The organism is Phycicoccus sp. (genome assembly GCF_035325325.1).
In the GTDB taxonomy this organism is placed as follows: domain Bacteria; phylum Actinomycetota; class Actinomycetes; order Actinomycetales; family Dermatophilaceae; genus Phycicoccus.
Genome location: NZ_DAOLAC010000013.1, coordinates 1 through 3,537, shown reverse-complemented (window position 1 = coordinate 3,537; position 3,537 = coordinate 1). Strand labels below are relative to the sequence as shown.

The 3,537-nt window shown below is 70.8% G+C and carries 7 protein-coding genes; all 7 read right to left on the bottom strand.

What is annotated here, in order from left to right; genetic code table 11:
• A partial coding sequence (locus PKA89_RS09665; RefSeq protein ID WP_324418959.1) for a hypothetical protein occupies positions 1-326 on the bottom strand: 326 nt, incomplete at its 3' end.
• An 80-nt stretch (positions 327-406) separates the two neighbouring features.
• A complete protein-coding gene (locus PKA89_RS09660; protein WP_324418957.1) occupies positions 407-781 on the bottom strand; it encodes a hypothetical protein in 375 nt (124 codons plus the stop codon).
• Between the two features lie 75 nt (positions 782-856).
• Positions 857-1,156: a hypothetical protein gene (locus PKA89_RS09655; RefSeq protein ID WP_324418956.1), complete on the bottom strand. Its 300-nt coding sequence runs from the start codon at positions 1,154-1,156 to the stop codon at positions 857-859.
• Positions 1,153-1,458, bottom strand: coding sequence for a hypothetical protein (locus tag PKA89_RS09650; RefSeq protein ID WP_324418954.1), 306 nt, complete (start codon positions 1,456-1,458; stop codon positions 1,153-1,155). Before PKA89_RS09650 ends, PKA89_RS09655 begins: the two co-directional genes overlap by 4 nt.
• A 56-nt stretch (positions 1,459-1,514) precedes the next feature.
• Positions 1,515-1,862, bottom strand: coding sequence for a hypothetical protein (locus PKA89_RS09645; protein ID WP_324418952.1), 348 nt, complete (start codon positions 1,860-1,862; stop codon positions 1,515-1,517).
• A gap of 238 nt (positions 1,863-2,100) precedes the next feature.
• Positions 2,101-2,961, bottom strand: coding sequence for a DUF2303 family protein (locus PKA89_RS09640; RefSeq protein WP_324418951.1), 861 nt, complete (start codon positions 2,959-2,961; stop codon positions 2,101-2,103).
• Entirely contained in the window at positions 2,958-3,353 is a 396-nt protein-coding gene (locus PKA89_RS09635) for a hypothetical protein (RefSeq protein ID WP_324418949.1), read from the bottom strand. The genes PKA89_RS09640 and PKA89_RS09635 overlap by 4 nt, the downstream gene beginning before the upstream one ends.
• Positions 3,354-3,537 lie beyond the last annotated feature (184 nt).

Genomic DNA, 3,537 nt, shown 5'->3' with positions numbered 1-3,537 from the left:
CCGGTGTGGCGGGCGAGGGCCATGAAGGCGTAGGTGGCGGCGGCGGAGCCGATGATGAGGGCGGCGAGCATGAGGCCGACGAGGATGGTGACGACGGCGGCTCGGGTGATGCGGGCGATGACGGAGAGGGCGTCGTCTCCGTCGAGGGGGTCGGCGGGGACGGGCTCGCTGGGGAAGTCGTCGAGGAGGTTGGTTGCGGTGCCGGGGACGAGGTGCCCGCGGCCGTACTGGTCGCGGGGGCCGACGACGGTGTGCAGCTCGGGGTCGGGGTGGTCGTCGAGGGGGACGCCGCAGCCGCAGGTCTGGGTGGTGTCGATCTCGCTCATCGAGTGGTCCTTCCGGGTTTTGGTTGCGGGGACGCCCGCCCGAGGGGTGCGGCCTCGGGCGGGCGTCGTTCAGGGGCCGGTCAGCAGTAGACGCGGATGTTCCACCGGTAGGTGCCGGGGTTCATCCAGACCCCGCCGGGCAGGTGGGTGGTGGTGCCCATCTGGATCCCGTAGCACCCGCTCTGGATCTGGAAGCGCCAGATGTCGGGGACCGTGTCGGTCTGGCCCGGGTAGAGCGTGTGCCGCCCGTTGGCGCTGTCGATGTAGTAGATCACCCCGTTGGAGGTGTTGTAGTTGACCAGCCCGGCGCACGAGAGGGGCCGGGAGTTGGGGATGCACGCAGCCGCAGCTGGCTGGGCGGCGACGAGCGCGCCGCCGATGACGAGCGCGAGCGTGGCGAGCACGGAGCCGACGACGCGGCGGGCTCGGGATCGGGTGGAGCTGGCGATGGACATGGATCCTCCTCGGGTGGGACGGCAGGTGCCGACGCTGGTGAGGGTACGACGGACCGGTGACGTGCGGGGATGGGTTCAGCGGTGTCGCCGCTGGGCGCGCATGATGATCCCGTCCCGCAGGCCGTCCTCCAGCGCGGCCCGGCGCGCGTCGTCGTCGATGGCGGCGAGGGCCTCGGCGGCGCCCGGCAGAGGCTCCCAGCGCCACTCGGCCTCGAACGTCCCGGCGGCGTAGGTGAGGAGCTCTCGCCACTCGGCCTCGGTGCAGCGGACCCCGAGGGGGGTGATGATGCCGTGGCTGCCGTCGGGCCAGTCGGCCGAGATCCAGTCGTTCGCGACCTGATGCGCAACGAACTCCCGGCCGCGGGCAGTCTTCACGAGGAGCGGGCGGCGATGCCGACGAGGGCGTCGGTGAGCTTGTCGACCCGCTTCCGCTCGTCGTCGTAGTCGCGGCGCAGGGCGCGAGTGTCGTGACCAGTGCCGCCGAACCGCTCGGCGAGGGCCTCGTACAGGGCGCGCGCAGCCTCCTCGGGCATGTGCAGCATCGACGTGCGGCCCTCAGGGAGCTTCGGCTCGACCTCATCGGGGGAGTCGATGTAGGACCACAGCTCGGTGGCGCGCTCGGGGAACGTCAGGAGGATCTTGCGGTCGGGGTCGGCGATGACGATGCTGACGGGCATCCCCTCTGCACGAACCCGATGGGGTCGGTATCGGTGTGGGCGCGGTAGGACATGGTTCAGGCTCCTGACTTGGTTGCGGGGAAGCACGACGCGCACCGGTCGGCGGCGGGCACGGTGGCCGGGTCGAACGGGGCGCCCAAGTTGACCATCACGCCGCAGCGGGTGCGGTAGGTGCTCCGGTTGCGCTTCGACGGGCCGGTGGGGCGCGAGCGGCGGGCCATGTGCAGCCGCCCGCGGCGTTGGGTGACCGAGTCGGCCTCCGCGACACCCCAGACGGCCGCTGTCGCCGTCTCCGAGGGCTCCACGGGCTCGGCGACGGTCCGGTGGCAGAACTCGTGCTGGCGGTCCTGAAACGACGCCTCGGCGGGCTGGTGGGTCCACGACGGGCCCCACGCGTACCTCACGCAGACGATGCGTCTGCCGCAGTTACGGCACGTGCTGACGGAGCCGGGTGTTGGTTCCAAGGTCTCGCTCACCTTCTCGTGCGGGGGACGGGAAACCTCCCGGGCGGTTCTCTGCCGGGCCTGCCCTCGCCGCGAGCGGGTCGAGCGACAAGCGGTCGTGAACGGCATTCGGCAGAGGCAGGGCGCCCGGGAGGCTCCACGTCAAGGGTGCACCCTCAGCGGGTGCGGTGGGGATGCGTCAGGGCGTCCCGGACACCACGGTCAGCTTGTCGCGGACCGGGTCGAGGAGGCTGTTGAAGGCCTCCTCCATGCGGGCGTCGACGTCGTTCAGCTTGAACCCGAGCATGACGTTGCCGCCGTTGAGCCGGATCCGCAGCCGGGCCGTCATCCGCAGCGGGGTGACATCGCGACCCTTCCACGGGACGACGGCGATCTCGAAGACCTCCGGGATCTCGACCTTGCCGTCCTCGCCCGCGGTGGTGGTGGTGTCCTCGTCCCACTCGATCTTCCGCTGACCGTCCCGCAGCCGCCGCGCCGACTTCGCCCGGACGTGCGAGGTGGCGTGGAGGGTCTGCGCGATCTCCAGCATCGTCGCGTCGTCGGGGTTGACGATGGTCCGGCGCCAGTCCTCGATGAACTCGGCGAAGTCGGCCTGCGTCATGAGGTTGTTGTTGGCGCTCTTCCACGCCTTCCACTCGTCGGTCTCGACGAGCCCGAGCTGCACGCGCTGGTCGCGCCACCCGGGTGTCGCCTCGTCGACGTCGTCGTTGAGGACGCAGACGACGGACTGGGTCACCGGGTCGGCGTAAACCACCGGGTGCTCCCCGAGGTCCTCAGCGAGCTTGATGAGGTCCTTCTCGTCGCGCACGACCCGCGTTCCGGGGGTGCCGCGGTCGGGCCGCGGCTTCCGGTCGGCGAAGTCGTCGATGACGAGCTCGCAGCCCGCCGGGACGACGAACGCGTGCGGCTTGCCGTAGTCCTGCGGGTCGGCGATGGTCGGCTCCTTCGCCATGAACGCGAGGGCCGCGACGTCGGTGACGTTGCTCTGGCCGACGAGCTCGGACTCGAACTCGTCGGCGGCGTGGGTCTTCGTGCTCATGCGTCGCTCCCTGCTGCTCGCTCGCGGGCGTCACGCTCGCGCTCCCCGGCGGGGAGGGAGACGTCGCGGATGCCCTCGAACTCCATCTGGTTCGGGTCGTTGCGCTGGAGGTTGCCGCCGTTGGAGAAGAAGATCGACGGCTTGCGTGCGACCTCCGGCTTCTTCACGGCGACCTTCCCGCCGACGAGGAGGGCGTCGTTGGCGCTGCCCTTCTCGACGGGCTTGACGCCGATGGTCAGGGTGATCGTGCCGCCCTTGTCGGTGTCCTCGACCGCGGTGACGAGGTCGTGGAGCTTCTCGGACAGCTCCTCGTGGAGGGCTCCGCGGTCGATCTCGCGGAGGAAGTCCGCGAAGGGCCGGACGAAGCTGTCCGGGTCGTCTGGTAGGGCCATGCTGAGGTTCTCCTCGCTGGGTGGGGTGTTGGTGGGCTCCGCCAGCGTAGGCGCGACGAGGCCCCCGCGGGGATGCCGTGGGGGCCTCGCGCTTCCGGGGGGTCAGCACATGGAGTGGATGTGGGTGGAGGAGATCCAGCCTCCCTTCTCGCGGAGCTGCTCGGCCTGCTCGGCGGTCAGCTCG